Below are 21,670 nucleotides of genomic sequence, written 5' to 3'. Positions count from 1 at the left end.
GATCCCGTTTCACAGGATAGTTCGGCTTTGCTGTTAATGATGGCAGTTTTGCCGGGATGGTCTAAACCGGATATCAGATGTGGTCCGCCGGCATATCACGGCCTGAATCCGGGCTACCTGTGGAAACTCCATGAGCCAGACCCAGCACCTGATCATCTGTGAGTACTGCGACACGGTGTACCACCGTGCGCCGCTGCTCAAGCACCAGCGCGCCGTTTGCCCGCGCTGTGGAGGGGTGCTGTACCGGCACACCTCGCTGACCGTGCAGCAGCGGCTGGCCCTGAGTGTGACGGGGGGCATCCTGCTGGTGTTCGCCAACTTCTACCCGGTGATGACCATCGGCATGCAAGGGCTGACCCACTCGGCGACGTTATGGGACTCGGTGCAGATCCTCAGCCACGGCAGTATCACCTTCATCGCCCTGGTCATGGCCTTGTCGATCATCTTTGCGCCGGTGCTGCAGATTGCCGTGTTGTGCTGGCTATTGAGTTACGCCCTGGCCGGCCAGCGCGCCCCCGGCTTTGCCCTGTGCATGCGCAGCCTGGAGAGCCTGCGGCCTTGGAGCATGCTGGAGGTGTGCCTGCTGGGGGCGATGGTGGCAGTGATCAAGCTGGCCGGGTTGCTCGATGTGATCCCCGGCATCGGCCTGCTGGCCCTGGCCGCGTTGAGCATGCTGATTATCCATATCGCCGGCAAGGACATCCGTGACTTGTGGGAGCAGGTATGAATACCCCGGCCAACGCCGCCGACCTGGGCCTGTGCCTGTGCCATGGCTGCGGGCAGGCCTGCGAACTGGGTAGCGGTGCGCACACCTGCGACCGCTGTGGTGCCGCCATTCACCGGCGCAAGGCCAATGCCATCAGCCGCGGCTGGGCGTTTCTGCTGGCGGCGCTGATTTTCTACATTCCCGCCAACCTGCTACCGGTGATGCACACCGAAATGCTTGGCAGCGGCAGCGAAAGCACTATCGGCGGTGGTGTGCTGGAGTTCTGGGAGGCCGGTGCCTGGGACATCGCGTTGATCATCTTCATCGCCAGTGTGGGCGTGCCTGCCATCAAGTTCTTCTCGCTTGGCCTGTTGCTGTTCACCGCCCAGCGCGGTTCCACCTGGGCCTGCCGGCAGCGCTCGCAGCTGTACCGCTTCGTCGAGTTGATCGGTTACTGGTCGATGCTCGATGTGATGGTGGTGGCACTGGTGGCGGCGCTGGTGCAACTGCGCGGGCTGGGCACCATCGAGCCGCGGCTGGGCATTCTGTTTTTCGGCATGGTGGTGGTACTGACCATGTTTTCTGCGATGAGCTTCGATCCACGCCTGATCTGGGATTGCCGTGCCAATGAGGGAGGCCGTATTGATGGTGCAACAGACTGACAAGCGCGAGGGCGCGGGGCAGGTTGAAGTGCGCACCCGGCGCTGGAGTGTGTCGCTGGTATGGATCGTGCCGATATTGGCGATCCTGATCGGCGCTTCGCTGGTGGTGCGCAACTGGATGCAGCAGGGACCGGTCATCGCCATTTCCTTCCACACCGGGGAAGGGCTGGTGGCGCACAAGACCCAGGTCAAGTACCGCAGCGTGGTGATTGGCGAAGTTACTACGGTGGACCTGGCCGACGACAAGAAGAGCGTGGTCGCAAAGGTCCAGCTGTCCAACGACGCCCGCGCGTTCGCCACCCAGGGTGCGCGCTTCTGGGTGGTGCGGCCACGCATTGGCGTGGGCGGCGTGTCCGGCGTGGACACACTGCTGTCGGGCAGTTTCATCGGGGCGGATTCCGGTGAATCGAAAGTGCCGGAGAAGTCCTTCGTCGGCCTGGAGCTGCCACCGCCGATCACCTACGACGAAAAGGGCAAGCGCTTTGTCCTTACCGCCAGCGACCTGGGGTCGCTGGATATTGGCTCATCGATCTACTACCGCAAGATCCCGGTGGGTGAGGTGGTTTCCTTTGCCCTGCAGGGCGATGGCAAGGGCGTGGAGATTGGCATATTCGTGCAGGCCCCCTACGACAGCTTCGTCAGTGCCGATACCCGCTTCTGGAACGCCAGTGGCGTCGACATGCAGATCGGTGCCAACGGCCTGAAGATCGATACTGAATCGTTGTCGTCGATCCTGGTGGGTGGGCTGGCCTTTGGCTCGCCCGACTTCGCCCCGCAAGCCGAGCCCGCTGCCGATCAGGCACGCTTCCAGCTGTTTGCCGACCGCGACACCGCCCTGGCACCGCCCAGTGGCCAGGCGCAGTACCTGCAATTGCGCTTCGACCAGGCCATGCGCGGGCTGTCGGTGGGAGCCCCGGTGGAGTTCAAGGGGGTGGAGTTTGGCCGGGTCACCTCGGTCAAGCTCGACTACGATGCCACCCGGCAGACCTTCCCGGTGGTGGTCGATGCGGTTATCTACCCACAGCGGCTGGGGCCGGTGCACCGCAAGATGCTTGCCGTGTTCAAGCATGCCGAAGGCGACATGGATGGCGCACGGCGGCTGATCGGCACCTTTGTCGAGCACGGGCTGCGGGCGCAGGCGCGCAGCGGCAACCTGATTACCGGGCAAATGTTCATCTCCCTGGACTTCTACCCGGATGCCCCCAAGGTGGCCTTCGACAAGACCGCCGACCCTATCACCATCCCCACATTGCCAGGCAGCCTGGAGCAATTGCAGGAACAGCTGCAGCGGGTGGTGGAGCGCATCAGCAAACTGCCGCTGGAGAGTATCGCCAACAACCTGGACGGCAGCCTGCGTGAGCTGCGCGCCAGCCTCAAGCAGTTCAATGGCCAGACCCTGCCGGATGTGAAGGTGGCGCTGGACGAAGTGCACAAGACCCTGCGCACGGCCAATTCGGCGATCGCCGAAGACTCGCCGCAGCGCGAGCGGATGGGTGAAACCCTGGATGAACTGGAGCGCATGTCGCGTTCGCTGCGTGACCTTGCCGATTACCTGGGCCGGCACCCCGAATCGCTGATACGTGGCCGGCCGAAAGCAGCCAGTGCAGCAGACCTTGAACCCTGAGGAGACAGCCGATGCATCGACTGCGCAATATGTGTGGCGCCGGCCTGCTGGCCGTGCTGTGGGGATGCAGCAGTACCCCGAACAACTATCACACGCTGGTACCGAGCGAGCCGGTGCGCGACAGCGGCCAGCGCATCCAGGTGGCGAGGGTGGCCGTGCCACCGCAGGTGGACCGCCCGCAGTTGGTGGTGCGGCAAGGGCAGAGCGGCCTGGCCATCCTCGAAACGGAGTGGTGGGGGGCCAACCTGGTGGATGAATTCCGCAGCGCCTTGCAGGACCAGCTGGGCGGGGCTGTGGGGGGCGGCAATGCGTTGCTGCGGGTGGATGTGCAGCGTTTCGATAGCGTGCCGGGGCGCTATGCCTCGCTGGAAGCGGTCTGGCGTCTGACGCGCCCGGGTGAGGCCGGGCTGACCTGCCGAACCTCGTTGCAGACGGCGGCGGACAACAGCATCGCCAGCCTGGTCAATGCCCACCAGGCCAACCTGCGCAAACTGGCGGAGGCAGTGCGGGGCAGTGCCCGGCAGGGCAGCTGTGCCCAGCCTGCCTGATGGCTGACCGCTTGTGGGAGCGGCCTTGTGTCGCGAAAGGGGCGCAAAGCGCCCCCGGCAATCCCGACCGCACAACACTCAGTTCAGGTTCTTCCCGCTACTGACCGTCTCCCGCACCCGCTCGGCCTTGTCCAGCGGCAACTGGTCGAATTCGCGCAAGCCGTCCTTGCGGTACGGGTCGCCAATCCAGCGCGGTGCCACCACGAACTGCGGGTTTACCAGGCTCTTGGCCGGTTCGTAACGGTCATAGCTCAGCCCGGCCAGGTCGGACAGGGTATGGATCAGGTGCGAGCTGCTGTAGGGGCGGTCGGCCATCGCCTGTAAGTCGCGCGGGTGCTCGGCCTGCCAGCTGGGCGAAGTCCACAGCAGGAACGGGATGGTGTACATCGGCCGGGTTGGCGCGCCTTCGTTGCGCCCCAGGCGGTCGTGGTTGCCAGAGCTGTACACATCTTCGCCATGGTCTGACAGGTACAGCAGGAAACCATTGGGGGTACTGGCCGAGTAACGCTTGATCAGGCTCGATACCACGTAGTCGTTGTAGCGCACCGCGTTGTCGTAGAAGTTGTAGGTTTCCACCTGGTCGGCCGTCAGCTTGCCAGGCGCCCCCTGGCGGTCGTTGAAGTGCGCGTAGTCGTTCGGGTAGCGATAGCGATAGTCCATGTGCGTACCCAGCAGGTGCACGATGATGAACTTGTTCGGCGCCGGGTCCTGCAGGGCCTTCTCGAACGGTGCCAGTACCACGTCGTCGTACTGACTGGCATTCTGGTTGCGCTGGTTGTTGAGGTACACCGGCGCGTCCGTCTGCTGCGAGAAGGTGGTCAGCATGGTGTTGCGCTTGGTCATGGTCTGCTGGTTGGTGATCCAGAAGGTCTTGTAGCCGGCCTGTTTCATCAGGTTGATCAGCGACGGGTCGGTGAGGAAGCGGTCCGGGTTCTGCTCGTCGCCAAAGGTGAGGATCTGCTGCATCACTTCGATGGTGTACGGGCGTGGCGATACCACGTTGCGGAATACCGTCAGGCTCTTGTCGCTGGCGGCCAGTGCGTCGAGGTTGGGCGTGGTGTCGCGGTTGTAGCCGTACAGGTGCATGTGCTCGCGGGTGGTGGATTCGCCCAGCACCAGCACCAGCGTGCGTGGCGCTGCACCGCTACTGTCATGCAGGTTTTGCAGTGGGGGCAGCGCGGCGTTCTGGGCCAGGAGCTCCTGCATGTTGTCCAGTTGCTGGCGGTACTGGCGGTAGCCGACCAGCAGTTGCCAAGGCACGGCGGGTTCCATGCGCTGCTGCACCTTTTCGGCCGCATCGGCGAAGCTGCGCTGCTGGGTCACCATCTGTTTGTAGAACGGGTACACCAGGTTGGCCAGCAGCAACAGGGCGACCACCGGCAGGCGGCTGCGCAGTGGCAGGCTGACCGGGCGTACGCGCTTCCACAGCAACACCGCCACCAGGGTGTACAGCAGCAATGCCAGACCCAGCCAGACGCTGAAGTACTGGCTGAAGTACTCACCGGCCTCGGCGGTGTTGGACTCGAACATCACGAAGATGACGCTTTGCGAGAACTCCTGGCGATAGATGCCGAAGTAGCTCAGGCCCACCAGCGAAGCGGCCCACAGCACCAGGCCGATGACCGCGGCAGTGGTACGGGTGAAGCGTGGCAGCAGCAGCACCGGGGCCAGCCACAGGCTGCTGAGGAAAAATGCATCGCGAAAGCCGGCGAACCCGGTGGTACCACTGAACAGCAGCAACGCCTGGGTCACGCCCGAGAAGTACCAGAAGAACAGCAAAAGCCAGCCCAGGCCGGCCCAGTCCACGCGCTTGGGCGAGGAGGGGGATGGAGTGTGTGACACGTATGCCTCGTCGTAGCTTGGCGGCCAGCGGATGTGCCCGTGACCGGAAAGGGCGTGACGCTAATCTGCCGGGTGTGAAAATAACGTCAACGAGACGCTGGCCCAGGCGAGGTATGATGTGTTCAGCCAAACCAGACTGACAGGTCGAGTGAGAATGAACCGTCGCAAGAAGATCAAGCAGCTATTGCAGGCGCATGCCAAGAAGGCCAGCGCCAAACTGGCGCCGCGCAAGCCCAAGTACATTTGCAAGGCCGACCGGTTGAAGATGGAGGCCGAAGCGGCAGCGGATACCCCAGGCGTTACGGGGAGCTGATGCCTGTCACGTGCCTCTGTGGGAGCGACCTTACACAAGGCCGCTCCCACATCGAGCGCGCCAATTGCGGATCAACGATCAGCGGCGATAGTAACGATAATCGTCATGGTAGCGGTGGTGCATGGCCCGATCATGGCGGCGCTCCCAGTCGCGGCGGCGCTCCCAGTCGCGGCGGCGTTCCCAGTCTCGCCGGCGTTCCCAATCACGGCGGGCTTGCTCGCGGCGCCACTGTTCGCGGCGCCAGTCGCTGCGGTGGTCATGCCAGCGGTCGTCATCGTGGGCCAGCAGCGTGGCCGGCTGTGCATCGGCCACACTGGCCACCCTGGACCAAGGGTTGCCGGCAGGCTGCAACGGTGATTGAACTGCCGGGGCCGCCGCTACGGGCGCCTTCATTTGTGTTGCCGACGCCGTGCCCATCGCCGCGAACGAGAACAGGCCGAGCAGCATCAACCTTGCGACATGTATTTTCATGAGCGAAGCCAACCTCTGATAACAATTGAGCCATCTGGCCAGCAGGTGGTCGGCGAACCTTGTCTCGCGTCCCGCTACCTTTCTGTGCCTCCCACATAGACCGGTAAACGGGAAAAAGTTCGCAGCGGCAACAAGTTGTACAACTTTTGCGGGGGAGACCAGCCCCATGCTCTCCGGGGGCTGGACCATTTCGATCTTCCTGTGCAAGCTGATGCACAACAGTGATTGCACACAGAAGGTGATCGTTTGTGAACCCCGAATCCATGCTGGCGGCATTGCCAGGCTTCGCCATGGCGGCCGAGTCCATCCAGGTGCTGCCCGATGCCAAGGCCTACCGCGTCTGCCTGCTCGAGCGCATCCGCGCCGCAACCCGGCGCATCGTCATCGTCGCGCTGTACCTGCAGGAAGACGAGGCCGGCCAGGAAGTGCTGGATGCCCTGTACCAGGCCAAGGCCGCGCGGCCGGAGCTGGAAATCACCATCGTGGTCGACTGGTTCCGTGCCCGGCGCGGCCTGCTGGGCGCCGGGCGCCAGCCGGGTAATGCCGCCTGGTACCAGGCCCAGCGCCAGCACCATGGGCTGGACATCGTCATCCACGGCGTACCGGTGCAGACCCGCGAGCTGTTCGGCGTGTTGCACCTTAAGGGCAGTATCATCGACGACTGCGTGATCTACACCGGTGCCAGCCTGAACAACGTGTACCTGCACCGTTTCGACCGCTACCGCCTGGACCGTTACCACCTGTTCCAGTCGCCGGCGCTGGCCGACGCCATGGTCGACCTGGTGCGACGCCTGCTGCACCACACCGCCACACCGCGCCTCGACCTGCCGGCGCCACCCTCTACCCGCAGCCTGCGCGGCGACATCCGGCGCTTGCGCGCGCGGCTGCGGCGCATGGCCTATGAGGCACCCGCCAGCGTGGCGGGGCAGGGCCTGCGGGTGATCCCGCTGTTGGGTGTGGGCCGTGGCAACCCGCTGAACCGGGCGTTGTGCACCCTGCTGGCGGCGGCGCGTACGCAGGTCATCATCAGCACGCCGTATTTCAACCCGCCCCGGGTGCTGATGCGCGAGCTCGACCATGCGCTGGCGCGTGGCGTGCGGGTGGAGCTGATCGTTGGTGACCGGACGGCCAACGACTTCTATATCGCCCCCGGCGAGCCGTTCAGTGCCAGCGGTGCGCTACCCTACCTGTACGAAGACAATCTGCGCGCCTTCACCCGACGTCGCCACGCCGCGATTGCCAGTGGCCAGCTGCAGGTGCGGATCTGGAACGATCCCGGGCATACCTTCCATGCCAAGGGCGTGTGGATCGACCAGCGTTATTCGCTGCTGACCGGTAACAACCTGAACCCGCGCGGCTTCAACCTGGACCTGGAGAACGGCTTGCTGATCGATGACCCACAGGGGCAATGGCTGGCGCCACGGGAAGCAGAGTTGGCCGAACTGCGCCGGCATGCGCCGAAGATTGGTTCGGCAGAGGCGCTGGGGGTCAGGACCGAGCACCCCAAGGAGGTGCGCAAGTTCCTGCGGCGGCTGCGCTATAGCCGGCTGGAGCCGCTGATCAAGCGGGTACTCTGAGGAGTACTGCGCAAGCACAACCTTGATGATGGCTGGTTGTTCGTGATGCGGAAACCGACGGCCCGCCTTTGGCCACCAGGCTCACCACGGCCAGTCGTCGGTTGGACCGATCACCCCCAATCACCACCAGTCATTCCTGTAGACATGGCAAAAGGCGCCCATTGAATGGATGCAAGCTTCGATAGTAATTCGTCGCGCAGTCAGGTGGTTCGGCAGTTGACGCTGGTCTTTTCCAGCCTGCTGTTGGTGATATTACTTCTGGGCCTTGTTTCCTTGTACCGCATCGCCGGGGCGCTGGACGAGCGCGAGCGGTCTCAGAGTCGCTTTCACGCCGAGTCGGCGCTGACCCAGCTGCAGAAGACCGACCGCAACTATCTGGTGGCCTATGCCGTCTGGCAAGCCGCTTATGACCACCTGGCAGGGCTGGTGGACCGACATTGGGCCTATGACGAGGATAACCTCGGCGCTACGCTGTATAGCGCCGATGGCTATGAAGGGGTCTTCGTGCTCGATGACGACGGCACCCACTACGCCATGCTGCAAGGTCGCCTCAGCGAACAAGGCTTTGACCGTCACAGCACCAGCAGCGCCCAGGTACTGCAGCGGGCGCGGCGGGCGGTGCAGCAGGAACAGGCTGCGTCCGGTTACCTGCTGTTCGACGGCCAGCCGGCGCTTTACACCTCGGCCATCATCCGCCCGCCTTCAACCGGGCAACCGCCGCCGACATCCGGTGCGGTACTTGTGTTCGTGCGGGTGCTCAGCCCGGCGGTGCTCGGGCAGTTGCAGCGCACTGCCGGGCTGTCGGGCTTTACTGTCGCGGCGGCTTCCCAGGTGCATCCAGACCAGGGGCGTCTGCCTCTGGAGGAGAGTGGCTACGCGCTGACCTGGCATATCGAGCAGCCAGGAACCGAGCTGCTTCACACGGTCTTGTTTCCCCTGGCCCTGGCGTTGCTGATCATCGCCCTGGTGATGGCCTTGTTTGCCCGCTATGCCATGCGTGCCAGTGCCGGTATCGACCGCAGTCACCGCGAGCTGGCCGTTTCCAAGGTGGCGCTGGAGGCCAGTGAAGCACGCTTCAAGGCTGTCGCCGAGGCAGCGTCGGACTGGATCTGGGAAACTGACGCGCAGCAGCAACTGACCTACCTGTCACCGCGTTTTGCCGAGCTTACCGGGCATGCACCGGAGCGCTGGTTGCAACGCCCTGTCAGCGAACTGTTCGCCTGTGATACCAGTCAGGTCGATACCTGGTTGCATGGCCTTGCCAGCAGCGAGGCGACCGGTACCTTGCGCTGCCAATACCATGATCGACATGAACAACGGCGAGAGTGCCGGGTCGCCGCCAAGGCCATCATCGAACACAAGACCTGCCAGGGGTTCCGGGGTACCTGTACCGATATCACCGACGAAGTGGCCGCCCACGCGCAGATCCAGCACCTGTCGCTGCATGATGCGCTCACCGGCCTGCCCAACCGCAACAAGCTGTTCCGCTTCCTTGAAGACGCCAGGCAAGCGGAACTGGCTTTGCTGATGCTCGACCTGGACAATTTCAAGCCTATCAATGACAGCCTCGGCCACCCGGCCGGGGACGCCGTGCTGATCGAAGTCGCCCATCGGCTTGGGCAAGTGACCCGGGACACCGACCTGGTGGCGAGGTTGGGCGGAGACGAGTTCGTCATCGTGCTGACGCGGCCAGGCAAGCATGACGAGGTGGACCGCTTTTGCGCGCGGGTCATCGAAACCCTGAAGCGCCCGATCACCTTCGAGCAACACAAGGTGCAGGTCGGGGCCAGTCTCGGGGTGGTGTTGTCCGCCGAGTATTCCGGGCTACCCGGTGACCTGATCCGTTATGCCGATGTCGCCTTGTACAGTGCGAAACAGGCCGGCAAGCATACCTGGCGGTACTTCTCGGCACAGCTGAACTCGGCATTGCTGGAAAAGCGCGAACTGGAGCGTGAGCTGCGCGAAGGCATCGCGCGCGGCGAATTGCGCCTGCACTTCCAGCCGCGCTACAAGGTCGATGGCGTGACGGTGGCCTCCGCCGAGGCGCTGGTGCGCTGGCAACATCCACGGCTCGGCCTGCTACGGCCAGACCGCTTCATCGCTCTGGCCGAGGAGTCCGACCTGATAGTGCTGCTGGGCAACTGGGTGCTTCAGGAGGCCTGCCAACTGGCCCGTGGCTGGCCGCTCGAGATCATGGTCTCGGTCAACATGTCCCCGGCGCAGTTCAGCCGCAGCGATGTGGTCTGTGATGTGGCCGACGCACTTCGACAAACCGGTCTGCCTGCCCATCGCCTGGAGCTGGAAATTACCGAGAACGTCATGCTCAACGACGTCGAAGGCGCCCTGCAGACCATGAATGCGCTGAAGGAACTGGGGGTGCGGCTTAACATGGATGACTTCGGTACTGGCTATTCTTCGCTGGGCTACCTGCGCACATACCCGTTCGACAGCATCAAGATCGACAAGCGTTTCGTCCAGTCGCTGGGCATGAGCAGCAGTGATCGCAGCGTGGTGCAGGCTATCATCAACCTGGGCAATGCGATGGGCATGACGGTCACTGCTGAAGGGGTAGAGACCTCGGAGCAGCTGGCCTTGCTCAGCGACGACCAGTGCCATGAGGTGCAGGGCTACCTGCTGAGCAGGCCAGTGGAAAACCAGGTATTGATGCGTCTGATGACCACGGTTGAGGCCGAAGATCGGGGTATGTCCCGGTAAAGCGGGGGATTTTCGGACAAACGTGCATCGTCCCTCTGAAAAGTCATCACAAGCACATACAATCGGGCCGTTTCCTCGTTAACCAGATAGGCCAATCCATATATGGCGCTTGACCCACCCACGATGCTGACTATCTCGATCGCCCTGGCTGCCGCAGCTGCATTGTATCTGGCGATCGAGTGGCGCAGCGTTCGCGAGCCATCGCTGCTGTTCTGGAGCGCAGGCTTTGCCACCATCACGATGGGTTCCACCCTGGCCTTGCTGCGCGGCATCGGCTTGTTGCTGATTGGTATCTGGTTCGCCAACGGCTTGCTGGTGGTGGCGCACTGGTTCTTCCTGGCAGGGGTGTTGCGCTTTACCCAAATGCGGCTGTCGCGTATCTGGTTGTCGGTCGTGCTGGTGTGGTTCGCCTTGCTGCTGTTGCCTGTGGGGCCGCAGTGGTCGAAGGTGATGCTGATGGTCAACTCGTTGCTGGTGGCGCTGTTGACGCTCAAGGCCAGTTGGCTGTTGCGGCCGCATGGCAAGTCGCTGAGTGTTGGCGCTGTGCAGTTGCGCTATGTATTGCTGGTTCACGGCTTGTTCTATGTGGCCAAGGCGATCATTGCGATCACACCAGGTACGCTGATTGACCTGGCCACCTTCGGCGGGCTGATCATTCAGGTGTCCTTGGTCGAAGGCGCGATGGCGATCATGCTGATTGCCTTGTCGATGACCGGCACTGTGCGCTACCGGCGCGAGGTGCGTATTGCCCGGCTGGCAGCCCGTGATCCGTTGACTGCGCTGTACAACCGGCGCGCGCTGGAGGTGCGGGCGGGGCCTTTCTTCAAGGAAGTGAGCCCGGCTCAGCCCGGGGCCTTGCTGCTGATCGACATCGACAATTTCAAGCTGGTCAACGACCTGCACGGGCATGTTGCAGGGGACCGCTTGCTGATTGCCTTGAGCGAGATGATACGCACGGTGCTGCCCGAGCGCTCGCTGGCGGCGCGGCTGGGCGGTGATGAGTTCGTCATTCTGCTGTGTGGTGCGAGCAGCGAGCGGATCATGGAGCTGGGTGGGTTGTTGCGCGAACAGTTCCAGCAGTTTGCCAGCAAGACGGTGCCTACGCCGCAGCCGGTCACCTTGAGTATCGGCGCCAACCTGTTCGACCAGCCGCCGGCGAGCCTGGCGGCGTTGATCGAGCAGGGGGATGTGGCGTTGTACCAGTCCAAGCGCGGAGGGCGCGACAGTATCCGCTTCGTCGAACGGCCGATGGCCGACCTGAGCTAGTAGCAGTTTTGCCTTTGCCTTTGCTTCTGAGCGCTTGAACTGTCGCGCGCTTAGAAGCAAAAGCCGAAGCAACAGCAACAATGGCGAATCAGGTCACCACCTGGTAGCACGGTACATACGCCGCGCCACCAGGCAACTTCATCCGATGCTGGTCGACGAACGCCTGCAACAACCGGCCCAGTGGGTCCAGCACGGCGCTGTCGCCACGGATCTGATACGGCCCGTGTTCCTCGATCAGGCGGATGCCCTTGTCCTTCACGTTGCCGGCGACGATGCCGGAAAACGCCCGGCGCAGGTTGGCGGCCAGTTCGTGGGCCGGCAATTCGCGGCGCAGGTCCAGGTCGGCCATGGCCTGGTGGGTTGGGTCGAACGGGCGCTGGAAGCTCTCCTCGATCTTCAGTAGCCAGTTGAAGTGGAAGGCATCGTTGCGCTCGCGGCGGAACTGCTTCACCGCCTTGAGCCCTTCGACCATGTGCCGGGCGACTTCCGCCGGGTCGTCGATGATGATCTCGTACAGACGGTGCGCCGCTTCACCCAGGGTGGCGCCCACGAAGGCGTGCAACTGTTGCAGGTACGGCTCGGCGCTGCGCGGGCCGGTGAGTATCACCGGGAACGGCAGGTTCTGGTTGTCCGGGTGCATGAGGATACCCAGCAGGTAGAGGAACTCCTCGGCCGTGCCGGCCCCCCCCGGGAAGATGATGATGCCGTGGCCGACACGGACGAAGGCCTCCAGGCGCTTCTCGATGTCCGGCAGGATCACCAGTTCGTTGACGATCGGGTTGGGCGCTTCGGCGGCGATGATGCCCGGCTCGGTCAGGCCCAGGTAGCGGCTGCCGTGCATGCGCTGCTTGGCATGGGCAATGGTGGCGCCCTTCATCGGGCCCTTCATCACGCCCGGGCCGCAGCCGGTGCACACGTCCAGCTTGCGCAGGCCCAGCTCGTGGCCGACCTTCTTGGTGTACTGGTATTCCTCGCTGCTGATCGAATGGCCACCCCAGCACACCACCATCTTCGGCTCCACGCCCGGGCGCAGGGTGCGGGCGTTGCGCAGCAGGTGGAAGACATAGTCGGTGATGCCCTGGGAGCTTTCCAGGTCGATGCGCTGGCTGGCCAGCTCGCTTTCGGTGTAGACGATGTCGCGCAGGGCGCTGAACAGCATTTCACGGGTACTGGCGATCATTTCGCCATCGACGAAGGCGTCGGCCGGGGCATTCAGCAGCTCCAGGCGCACGCCGCGGTCCTGTTGATGAATACGCACCTCGAAGTCCTGATAGGCCTCGAGGATGGTCTTGGCATTATCGACATGGGCGCCGGTGTTGAGGATGGCCAGGGCGCACTGGCGGAACAGGGTGTAAAGGCTACCGGTACCGACTTCACTCAGTTGCTGCACTTCACGTTGTGACAGCGTCTCCAGGCTGCCTTTGGGGCTGACGGATGCATTGATGACATGGCGTTGAGGCATCTAAGTCTTTCCTGTGCGGGTAAAACATCCTTCTTTGACAACACCATACCGAGAAATGCGGGCGGCAACGAGGGGGGAGTGGAAAAAGCTTGAGACCCGGTTGGCTTCTTCGCGGGCTTGCCCGCTCCCACAGGGACCGCGCAGCGCTCAAGGTTTGCGCTGTACCTGTGGGAGCGGGCAAGCCCGCGAAGAAGCCAGCACGGTCTCAAGTCAGCCCAACAGCCTCTGCACGCCAAGGGTAATTGCCACGCCGCCAAACACCAGCCAAAGGTTGAGAATCGCTCCGGTCGCCAGCGCCCGTGGCCCGGCCTGGCGAATCTGGCTGAAGCGCGTCTCCATTCCCAGCGCGGTCATGGCCATGGTCAGGGCAAAGGTATCCAGGCTGTTGACCGCCTGCGTCACGCTACCCGGCAGCACTTGCAGCGAGTTCACCAGCACCAGCGCGAGGAAGCCGAAGGCGAACCAGGGCATGGCGATGCGCCCGTTGCCCTGTGCCTGGCCCGGCTGGCGTGCGCGGCTGATCCAGAGGCCCACCACCAGGAGTACCGGTACCAGCAACATCACCCGGGTCATCTTGACGATGGTGGCGATATGCGTGGCCTCGGGGCTGACGTTGCTGGCCGCACCGACCACCTGGGCCACCTCGTGAATGGTGCCGCCGAGGAACAGCCCGGCGCCCATGGTGTCCAGGTGCAGCCAGCCGGCATTGATCGCCAATGGGTAGAGGAACATCGACAGGGTGCCGAACAGCACCACGCTACCAACCGCCATGGCGCTTTTGTGCGGGGCACTGCGCAGGGCCGATTCGAAGGCCAGTACCGCGGCGGCGCCGCAGATGGCGCTGCCGGCCGCGGTCAGAAGGGCGGTATCGCGGTCCAGCTTGAACAGCCTCATGCCGCACCACAGGCCGATCAGCAGGGTGCTGGACACCACCAGTAGCGACACGATGAGCCCGGACCAGCCGACTTCGGCAATTTCCTGCAGGCTTACCCGTAGGCCGAAGAAGGCCACGGCAATGCGCAGCAGGCCGCGGGCGGAAAAGTTGATGCCCGCTGCCCAGCTCGCCGGTACGCCGTCACGCAGCGCATTGCCGTACAGCGCACCGGCGACGATACCGACGATCAGCGGGCTGATGCCCAGGTTGGCGATGGCGGGCAGGGCGGCCAGCTGGGTGACCGCAAGCGCGAAAAGCGCGACGAACAGAATGCCATTGAGCCGCCCTCGGGTGGAGAGGGTAGGTGCAAAGGCGGGGTTGGACGGAACCGTGGCCATGTGAGTCCTCCGGAAAGGTATTTCGACATGACCTACGTTAATCTGGTTATAAGCTTATAAAAAATCGTAATTTAGGATGGCAAATATCCGTATAGCTGATATTTTTCAATTATGACCCCAGAACAACTGATAACGTTCGCCACCGTCGCCGAGCACGGCAACATCAGCCACGCGGCCCAGGCCCTGCACCTGTCGCAGCCAGCGGTGTCTGGCCAGCTCAAGCTGCTGCAGGAGGCCTTTGGCGAGCCCCTCTATCAGCGCGCCGGTCGTGGTGTACGGCTGACAGCAGCCGGCGAGCAGTTGCTGGCCCATGCCGAGCGCCTGCGCGAAACCTTCCGCCAGGCCCAGGCATTGCGCGAGGCCATGCGCGGGCTGGAACGCGGTACCTTGCGCATCGGCGCCAGTACCACGCCGGCCAGTTACCTGCTGCCCTACCTGATTGCCGATTTCCATGCCCGCTACCCGGAGGTGCTGGTGAGCACTTCCAACGGCAATACGGCGGAAATCGTCGCTGCGCTGGACAGCGTCGATATCGCCCTGATCGAAGGGCCGCCTGGGCAGGAACTGCCATTGGGCACGGCGGTGACAGCGTGGCGGGAAGACGAGATCGTGGCCATCGTGCCGCGTGGTCATCCGCTGGCGAGCAGTGACCAGCAGACGCTGGCATCGCTGGGGGCCTACCCGTTGGTGCTGCGCGAGAGCGGCTCGGGTGTGCGGCAGATCGTCGAGCGGGCATTTGCCCGCAGTGGTGTGGCGATGCGCGTGGCGCTGGAGATTGCCGGGGTGGAAGGGGTGAAGGAGGCGGTGCGGGCCGGGATGGGGATCGGATTTGTGTCGGCGATGTCGATCCGGCATGAAGATGGGGCGTTGCAACGCTTGCAGGTTGTGCCGCAGGCGTTGGTGCGGCGGTTTTCCATTCTGGTGCCGCATGCCGCTACCCCGTCGCGGGCGGCGGCGCGGTTTCTCGAATTGTGTGTTGGCCCGCAAGAGGTGGGGTAACGTACCTGATTGGAATTGTTTTGAATCGTCAACCCTGCGCTGGCACGGGTTAGCTGTCGATCATCTGCGCCGCTTGCTGGGTTGCCTGGCTTGTACGGGTTGCAAGCTTGCGCACCTCGTCCGCCACCACCGCAAAACCGCGCCCGGCTTCGCCCGCACGCGCCGCTTCGATGGCGGCGTTCAAGGCCAAGAGATTGGTCTGGCTGGCGATGCCCTGGATGGTGGCGACGATGTGTGTCAGCTTGCCAAGGGTCTCCTGCATCACCTGGTGTTGTTGCGCCTGCGCCTCGCGGATGGTGCTTTCTTCATGCCGGGCATGGATATCGGTTATAGCCCCGACGACCCGCAACGGCGCGCCATCCTGGCCACGGCGGGTTTGCCCGCGGCCGCGGAACCAGCGGTAGGCGCCGCTTTGGTGCCGGAGTCGGTACTCGACATCGAAGGGGGTGTTGCCGCTGCGATCGTCGACATGGGCGACAAACGCCGAGATTGCGCGGGCGCTGTCGTCGGGGTGCAGGCGTGAGGTCCAGCTTTCCAGGGTGTTGGGGAATTCTTCGACGGTGGTGCAACCGAGCAGCCTGCGCATCTGCGATGACCACCAGATGGTGTTGCTCGGGTTGGCCGGGTCGCCAGCCACGACCTCGATATCCCACAGGCCGTCATGGAGCATCTCGCGGGAAATGTCGAAACGTTCGGCGGCCAGTTCCAGCTCCTGAATATGCAGCTGTTGTTCATGGATGTCCCGCAGGGTGCCCGCTGTGGCGATTGCAACGCCGTTTGCATCGCGTAGCGAACTGCCGCTGACCCTGCACCAGCGGTAGTCACCGTCGGCTGTGAGTTTCATGCGTACGTCCAGTGCAAACGGCGTGCGTCCGCTGCGGTCGGCGAGATGCCGGGCCAGGGCTTGCATATGGGCGTTGCGATCAGCCGGATGCAACCGTTCGTTCCACTGGCCCAGCCGGGGCAGGTGCGGCGCGTGGATCGAAGCCGAGCCTGTCCACTCCATCACGCACTCCGGCGCGGGTGTGGCAGCGGCGGATGGCTGCAGTTGCCAGAACAGCTCATCGGCACCTTGGGTGGCCAGTACCCAGCGTACATCCAGTTGCCGCACCCACTCGTCGCGGTCAGCCAGGCGCTGTTCTAGCTGGCTCACCTGAGAGGCAAGTTCGCGCGCCTGCTCCTTGAGCGTGCGCCGCTCTTGGAGCAGTTGCTCGACGCCTGTGAGGATGCGCCGCAGTAACGGGTTGCGCGACGACAACGGCGCGCTCGGCTGATCGGGCTGGTCGAGGCGGTCGGCGAGTGGGGCCAATACCCAGCGGCTGGTGCGATTAAAAAAAAGCATGCTACATCTCCAACGGGATAGCGGCGGCAGCCGGGAGGGGCTGCATCTGGCTGGCCGACAAGGCGAGTCTGTCAAAGACATTTGCCCATGGGAGCGTTGGCCAAGCCGACGGACCCATGGTGATTTCGTCTGCGCTCAGCAGGCAATGGTCGAGTTCGCGTTGTAACGTTGCGGTGTCCAAGTCCTGTCCAATGAACACCAGCTCTTGCCGGCAATCGCCGACGATGCTGTCCCACTTGGCCATGATGCCCTGCAAGCGGTACTTGTCCTGTGGCCACTGCGCCGGGTCTATGAAATTCCACCAGTGGCCAACGTAGTCCCACTGAAACTGCTTGCCGCTGTGCACCAGCAGGCCGATTTCACGGTGGCGACTGGCGAGCCAGAAGTAACCTTTGCTGCGCAGCAGACGGCCATTGCCCCAGGGGCGGGAAAGAAATTCGAGCAGGCGTTGCGGGTGAAAAGGGGCACGCTCGCGGTAAGCCCACGAGGTCACGCCGTAGGTGTCCGACTCGGCAGTCGGAGCGTTGCCGGCGTCCATTTGCTTCATCCAGCCGGGCGCGGCGGCTAGGCTGGGCAAATCGAACAGCTGCGTGCCGAGGATTCTCGACAGTTCAACATTACCAGCGACCATCGGCAGGATCTGCGCGCCTGGATTGAGCCCGGCCAGCACCGCCCGCAGTGTCTGGTATTGCGTTTCGTCGATCAGGTCGCGCTTGTTGACCAGAATCACGTTGGCATACTCGACTTGCTCGACCAGCAGATCAGCTAGCGGGCGCCGCGGCATATCCGCAGCGCTGTCGGCACGCTCGACGGTTTCGGGTGAGTCGAGCAGAGCTTGGAACTGGCTGGCATCGACCACCGTGACCAAGGTATCCAGCCGCGCCAGTTCGCTGAGGCTGAAGCCCTCGGTGTCGAGAAAGGCAAAGGTCTCGGCGACCGGCATCGGTTCGGAGATGCCGGTGGATTCGATCAGTAGATAATCGAAGCGCTGCTGGCGCGCGAGCGCGCTGATCTGCTCGAGCAGGTCGGCGCGCAGGGTGCAGCAGATGCAGCCGTTGCTCATCTCGATCAACTCGTCCTGGCCGCGGTGCAGCGTTACATCACGCTGAACCTCGGCGACATCGATATTGACCTCGCTCATGTCGTTCACGATCACCGCCACTTTCAAACCCTGGCGATTGCGCAGGATATGGTTGAGCAGGGTGGTCTTGCCTGCGCCGAGGAAGCCGGAAAGGACCGTTACCGGAAGTCGGCCTGCCGCGGCGCCGGCAGCCATGCGCTCACCGCTCACGGGCTGTCGACCTTATCAAGGTAGCTTTCGAACAGGTCAACCACCACCAGGCCGTCGTCGGCGGCATCGCCCCACAGGTCTTGCACGCGGAACTCGACGTGGTAGGTCGGTTGATGCGCAGCGCTGCGGTCGCCGTGGCCGATTGCATCCGGGAACGGCCACTGCGCCGTAGTGCGGTGCAGCACCACGCCTTGCTTGCCACGTACATAGGCGGGCATGCGCACATGTCCGGCGACGTATTCATCTCGCACGATGACCCGATCGCCGACTTCAAACGGCGCGCGCCCGGTGATCGCCTTACGGCCTTGGGCATGGGCAGGGTTGGCCAGCTTGAAGTGCGAGCCGAGTGCTTCATCCAGTTCGGCTTGGGTGATGACGCCGGTCTCGACTAGCAGTGTGGCGGTCGCGATGACGTAGCGTTCGTAGTACTCAGTGCCGACATGCTGGCGCACATCGATGCGCTCCACTGCGTGACGGATTTCGTCGACGCTGAACTTGTTCATGTGGTCGGCGCCAATGAACATCAGGCTGTAGGCCAGGTGCTCCCAGTCCTGCTTGAACACTTGTTTGTAGCTCAGGCTGTTGATGCGGTGGGGCACTTTGCCAAAGCCCTGGAAACCGCCAAGATCGTGAAAGCCATCCATATTGAACACTCCGGAAGGTTAAGGGGGGCGGTCTACTCAGCCAACACGCGGCAGGGCGACACCGATCAGCACGTCTTTGGTGACCAGTTGGCGTAGCTGCTCTTCGCTCATGTGCTCCGAGCCTGCCGGCCGCTGCGGCAGCACCAGGTAACGACTTTCAGCGGTGGTGTCCCAGACCTTGATCACCACGTCTTCCGGCAACTCGGTGCCCAACTCCCGCAATACCGTGCGACCCTCCCGAACCAGTCGAGCGCGGAACTCGAAGCCCTTGTACCACTCGGGCGGCAGGCCCAGCACCGGCCAGTTGGTGCAGGAGCACAGGCTGCAGACGATCACGTTCTTCAGCTGCGGTGTATCTTCCAGGGCGACGATGTATTCACCCTGCGGCCCGGTGAAACCAAACTGGGCGCAGGCGGCGGTGCCGTCTTTGAGCAGCAGCTCGCGGAAGGCCGGATCGACCCAGGCCTTAGCGACGATGCGCGCGCCGTTATCTGGGCTCCAGCCGTGCTCCATCAGCTGGGTGAGTTGCTCAATGTAGCCTTCAGGGATGAGGTCTTTGCTCTTGAGCACTGCATACAGTGCCCGCGCCCTCTCGCCAGGGGTTGAAGTTACCGTCATGGGATTACTCCTCTCGTTCAACACGGTTGTCGAAGGTTGTTGCTGTTCTAGTTGTTTGGTTGTCGAGGCGCAGCGCCGGTTGTCTGCGCTATAGCGTGCGCCAGTCCACCGCGCCTTCGAATGCCGCTGCTGCCTGGTAGATTGTTCCCTCTGCGTAATGCTTGCCGACCAGCATCAGCCCAACGGGCAAACCGTCGACCAGGCCGCAGGGGACAGTCATGGCCGGGTGGCCGGTGATGTCCTGGGCGGCGGTGTTGCCGAGCATTTCCAATGCCCGCGAGACGTTTTCGGTGATAGAGCAATCCGCCGCCGGCAGCGGCTGGGCGGTGATCGGCACGGTCGGCATCACCAACAGGTCGAAGCGCTCCAGTGCCCTGTCGTAGCCGGCGCGGGCAAAGCGCGCGATGTTCTGCGCTTTGGCGTAATAACGGCCGTGGTAGTGGTCTAGGCCAAACTGGCCGACCAGCATGCACAGCTTGAGCGAAGGCGAGAGGGCGTCGGCCTGGGTGCGCCAGCCGACCTGTTTGTCGAGCAAGCCGACATCGTATAGGCCTTTCCAGTTAAAGCCTGCGCCGTTGCCATGCATCATCTGCATGGTTAGACCTTCGCAGCCAATCGGGCCCCACAGCATGCCGGCCAGGGTGTGTTCGGGAACCGAGACTTCCTCGACCACCGCGCCCAACGCTTCGAACCGAGCGATCGCGCTGCGCACCGATGTGGCAACCCGTGGGTCCAGGTTGGCTAGCTGGAACCCTTGCTGGAGAATGCCGATCCGCAGGCCGCGCACACCGCGATCAAGGTAGTGGCTGTAGGCATCAACTTCGGGCGCCCCCTGACGTGGATCGAGGCCGTCGGTGCCGGCCATCACTTCAAGCATCAGCGCGTTGTCGCGCACGTTGTTGGTCATCGGGCCGACATGATCAAACGTCGCCTCGACCGCCATCACCCCGGTATACGGCACCAGCCCGAAGGTCGGCTTCAGGCCGTAGATGCCGCACCATGCTGCAGGAATACGCGCCGAGCCGCCTTGGTCGCCGCCCACCGCCAGGTCAACTTCGCCGGCCGCCACCAGCGCCGCGCTGCCCGACGACGAACCACCACTACTGAAGCCTGGACGCAGTGGGTTGTGCACGGGCGCCGGGTCCGAGGTGTGGCTGGCGCCGGATAGGCAGTAGTGCTCGCAGGTGGCCTTGCCGAGAATGGTCACCCCAGCGTCGAGCAAGCGGGTGACCACCGTGGCATCGAACGCCGGTATGAAACCTTCCAGAGGCGCGGCGCCGTTCATCATCGGTACGCCGGCCAGCGAGATGTTGTCTTTCAATGCGAGCGTTTTGCCGAACAGCTTGCCTGAGCTGGCACCCGTCACTTCGGTGCGGTAATACCAGGCGTTCAGTGGGTTTTCTCGGCTGGACGGGCGATAACCGGCAGTGCGCTCGTAGCGCACCAGCGGGGTGAAGTCTGGTAGCTCGTCGACCAGGTCGTAGGCGTCGAGGCTGGGCTGCATAAGCGCCAAGTATTCGCTGGCTTGCTCGGTTGTCAGTTGCAGATGCAAGCGGTCGGCGAGTACCTGCAGTTGTTCGAGCGTCGGGCGGGTGATGGCCATGGTGTGTCCTGTTTCCGATGCTAGGGCGCAGGGCCCGGCAAATTGGCTGTTCGAGAGGCTCGCTGCGGCTGGGCCTGCTACTAAGCTAGCGCCAGCGCGCGGGCGGCACTTGGTTGAGCAGGACAGTCGCTTGGTTGAGAAGGACTGCCTTACGCCAGGTGCTGAGCGTCAGCTGGGGGGCGAGGGGTTACGGTTCCAGCTTGGGCACGGCGGCCTGTGCTGCCGCTTCGCTGCGGGCAGGCCAGACCACGCCCACGCTCTTCATGCCCTTGGCCGGGTCCATCTCAGGGTTGGCCAGCACCACGTCGCGGTAGGACGGGCTGCCGATCACCGCTGGCTTGAACTTGATTAGAAAATCGTTGACCTCCTGACGCAGCTCCGGCGCCAAGTTGTAGTCGTTGTAACACTCCTCCAGGCAATCAAGCGTGGCTTGCCAGTGCACCTCGGTCAGGCCCATGCCTCGGTGGGCAGTGACCATGTCGCGGCCACGGTACTTGGCGCTGCCACCCCAGTGCTGGGAGAGGAAGTCGACAAAGTTGATGTGCTCTTTCTGGAAGGTCGACTCGGACATATGTGCCCAGATATGACCAATTGCCGGATGGGCCATGGTCTTGCGCAATACCGCGCCGGCGAACTGGTAGATAGCGTCGTAGCCGCCCAGGCGGGTGTACAGCGAAGGTTGTTGTTCGGTGGATGCGTGTTGGTCAGCCATTTG

18 protein-coding genes and 2 pseudogenes are annotated in these 21,670 nt (G+C 63.4%); 9 read left to right on the top strand and 11 right to left on the bottom strand.

The genetic code is table 11. The features are described from left to right. Window positions 1-130 precede the first annotated feature (130 nt). Genes MKK04_RS15700 through MKK04_RS15685 form a run of 4 tightly spaced genes read left to right on the top strand, consistent with a single transcriptional unit; the run spans window position 131 to window position 3,540 of the window. Entirely contained in the window at window positions 131-727 is a 597-nt protein-coding gene (locus tag MKK04_RS15700; protein ID WP_207837901.1) for a paraquat-inducible protein A, read from the top strand. Then, window positions 724-1,368: a paraquat-inducible protein A gene (locus tag MKK04_RS15695; protein ID WP_207837904.1), complete on the top strand. Its 645-nt coding sequence runs from the start codon at window positions 724-726 to the stop codon at window positions 1,366-1,368. Before MKK04_RS15700 ends, MKK04_RS15695 begins: the two co-directional genes overlap by 4 nt. After that, complete coding sequence (locus tag MKK04_RS15690) at window positions 1,352-2,992, top strand: PqiB family protein (protein ID WP_207837907.1); 1,641 nt, start codon at window positions 1,352-1,354, stop codon at window positions 2,990-2,992. Before MKK04_RS15695 ends, MKK04_RS15690 begins: the two co-directional genes overlap by 17 nt. Before the next feature lie 11 nt (window positions 2,993-3,003). After that, window positions 3,004-3,540, top strand: coding sequence for a PqiC family protein (locus tag MKK04_RS15685; protein ID WP_207837910.1), 537 nt, complete (start codon window positions 3,004-3,006; stop codon window positions 3,538-3,540). Between the two features lie 78 nt (window positions 3,541-3,618). On the opposite strand, the gene MKK04_RS15680 is transcribed toward MKK04_RS15685, so the two are convergent. Next, the gene (locus MKK04_RS15680; protein ID WP_207837914.1) at window positions 3,619-5,382 is read right to left on the bottom strand and encodes a phosphoethanolamine transferase CptA; all 1,764 of its coding nucleotides are present in this window, start codon (window positions 5,380-5,382) and stop codon (window positions 3,619-3,621) included. Between the two features lie 154 nt (window positions 5,383-5,536). Here MKK04_RS15680 and MKK04_RS15675 point away from each other — a divergent pair, with 154 nt between their 5' ends. Then, complete coding sequence (locus tag MKK04_RS15675) at window positions 5,537-5,695, top strand: DUF2986 domain-containing protein (RefSeq protein ID WP_207837916.1); 159 nt, start codon at window positions 5,537-5,539, stop codon at window positions 5,693-5,695. 78 nt (window positions 5,696-5,773) lie between these two features. Here the strand turns inward: MKK04_RS15675 and MKK04_RS15670 are convergent, their stop codons facing one another. After that, complete coding sequence (locus tag MKK04_RS15670) at window positions 5,774-6,142, bottom strand: hypothetical protein (RefSeq protein ID WP_241106809.1); 369 nt, start codon at window positions 6,140-6,142, stop codon at window positions 5,774-5,776. 272 nt (window positions 6,143-6,414) lie between these two features. On the opposite strand from MKK04_RS15670, the gene pssA reads away from it, so the two are divergent. The 3 genes from pssA to MKK04_RS15655 all read left to right on the top strand — a co-directional run bounded on the left by pssA (window position 6,415) and on the right by MKK04_RS15655 (window position 11,724). Continuing rightward, window positions 6,415-7,743, top strand: coding sequence for a CDP-diacylglycerol--serine O-phosphatidyltransferase (gene pssA / locus MKK04_RS15665; RefSeq protein ID WP_207837918.1), 1,329 nt, complete (start codon window positions 6,415-6,417; stop codon window positions 7,741-7,743). Window positions 7,744-7,908: 165 nt separating this feature from the next. Beyond that, window positions 7,909-10,458 carry a bifunctional diguanylate cyclase/phosphodiesterase gene (locus MKK04_RS15660; RefSeq protein ID WP_241105649.1) on the top strand — a complete coding sequence of 850 codons (2,550 nt, stop codon included), beginning with the start codon at window positions 7,909-7,911 and terminating at the stop codon, window positions 10,456-10,458. 123 nt (window positions 10,459-10,581) lie between these two features. Continuing rightward, window positions 10,582-11,724 (top strand): GGDEF domain-containing protein, encoded by a 1,143-nt coding sequence (locus MKK04_RS15655; protein WP_207837922.1) that lies wholly within the window; start codon window positions 10,582-10,584, stop codon window positions 11,722-11,724. A gap of 88 nt (window positions 11,725-11,812) precedes the next feature. On the opposite strand, the gene ppnN is transcribed toward MKK04_RS15655, so the two are convergent. Then, window positions 11,813-13,186: a nucleotide 5'-monophosphate nucleosidase PpnN gene (gene ppnN / locus MKK04_RS15650; RefSeq protein ID WP_207837924.1), complete on the bottom strand. Its 1,374-nt coding sequence runs from the start codon at window positions 13,184-13,186 to the stop codon at window positions 11,813-11,815. A 210-nt stretch (window positions 13,187-13,396) separates the two neighbouring features. After that, a complete protein-coding gene (locus MKK04_RS15645) occupies window positions 13,397-14,458 on the bottom strand; it encodes a YeiH family protein (protein WP_207837926.1) in 1,062 nt (353 codons plus the stop codon). 111 nt (window positions 14,459-14,569) lie between these two features. Here MKK04_RS15645 and MKK04_RS15640 point away from each other — a divergent pair, with 111 nt between their 5' ends. Continuing rightward, complete coding sequence (locus MKK04_RS15640; RefSeq protein ID WP_207837929.1) at window positions 14,570-15,457, top strand: LysR family transcriptional regulator; 888 nt, start codon at window positions 14,570-14,572, stop codon at window positions 15,455-15,457. Between the two features lie 58 nt (window positions 15,458-15,515). Here the strand turns inward: MKK04_RS15640 and MKK04_RS26710 are convergent. The 7 genes and pseudogenes from MKK04_RS26710 to MKK04_RS15605 form a co-directional block, all read right to left on the bottom strand. After that, window positions 15,516-15,770 (bottom strand): annotated as a pseudogene (locus tag MKK04_RS26710) (methyl-accepting chemotaxis protein); the annotation flags it as partial. Window positions 15,771-15,800: 30 nt separating this feature from the next. After that, a pseudogene (locus MKK04_RS26705) lies at window positions 15,801-16,463 on the bottom strand (PAS domain-containing protein); the annotation flags it as partial. 337 nt (window positions 16,464-16,800) lie between these two features. Beyond that, window positions 16,801-18,075, bottom strand: coding sequence for a GTP-binding protein (locus MKK04_RS15625; RefSeq protein WP_207837934.1), 1,275 nt, complete (start codon window positions 18,073-18,075; stop codon window positions 16,801-16,803). Window positions 18,076-18,086: 11 nt separating this feature from the next. Next, window positions 18,087-18,734 carry a nitrile hydratase subunit beta gene (gene nthB / locus MKK04_RS15620; protein ID WP_207837936.1) on the bottom strand — a complete coding sequence of 216 codons (648 nt, stop codon included), beginning with the start codon at window positions 18,732-18,734 and terminating at the stop codon, window positions 18,087-18,089. A gap of 36 nt (window positions 18,735-18,770) precedes the next feature. Next, window positions 18,771-19,352, bottom strand: coding sequence for a nitrile hydratase subunit alpha (nthA, locus tag MKK04_RS15615; protein WP_207837938.1), 582 nt, complete (start codon window positions 19,350-19,352; stop codon window positions 18,771-18,773). 88 nt (window positions 19,353-19,440) lie between these two features. After that, entirely contained in the window at window positions 19,441-20,955 is a 1,515-nt protein-coding gene (locus MKK04_RS15610; RefSeq protein WP_207837940.1) for an amidase, read from the bottom strand. Between the two features lie 187 nt (window positions 20,956-21,142). Then, entirely contained in the window at window positions 21,143-21,667 is a 525-nt protein-coding gene (locus MKK04_RS15605) for a group I truncated hemoglobin (protein ID WP_207837942.1), read from the bottom strand. Window positions 21,668-21,670: the final 3 nt, after the last annotated feature.

It is taken from the genome of Pseudomonas sp. LS.1a (assembly GCF_022533585.1).
In the GTDB taxonomy this organism is placed as follows: domain Bacteria; phylum Pseudomonadota; class Gammaproteobacteria; order Pseudomonadales; family Pseudomonadaceae; genus Aquipseudomonas.
This window is presented reverse-complemented; position numbering and strand designations above follow the sequence as displayed.